Here is a 321-nt window from a genome sequence, read left to right as displayed (position 1 = left end):
AAACACATTACAGGTTGAATGGTTTGATTTAGGTAGTTTTTACGACAGAATATTTCGAATTTCGATAACTGATGCTGTTAGCTGTTCTATTTATTCAGCTACTATTGACTTACGATTGGCAGGTAAGTGATATGGCTAATCGTATAAATCCACCACCGCAATTACAGGTGCCACCTGCATTATTAAAAGATAAACCTACAAGGGACTATCTAAGACAGGTTGAAACCATATTGTTTCAGTTATGGCAAAGAACAGGCGGCGATACTGATATTATTGATGATGGGCAGAATAACATCACCAGCACATCAAGCCGTGTTAGTC

At 38.0% G+C, this 321-nt stretch carries 1 protein-coding gene; it reads left to right on the top strand.

From position 1 onward, the window contains the following. Nucleotides 1-131 precede the first annotated feature (131 nt). The coding region (locus D5S11_RS19760) for a hypothetical protein (protein ID WP_164833872.1) at nt 132-321 on the top strand (190 nt) is incomplete at its 3' end.

Source organism: Bacillus sp. L75 (genome assembly GCF_003676355.1).
In the GTDB taxonomy this organism is placed as follows: Bacteria; Bacillota; Bacilli; order Bacillales; family Bacillaceae; genus Bacillus; species Bacillus velezensis.
Note: the sequence above shows the minus strand (reverse complement) of the source record. Positions and strands in the feature narration are given on the sequence as shown.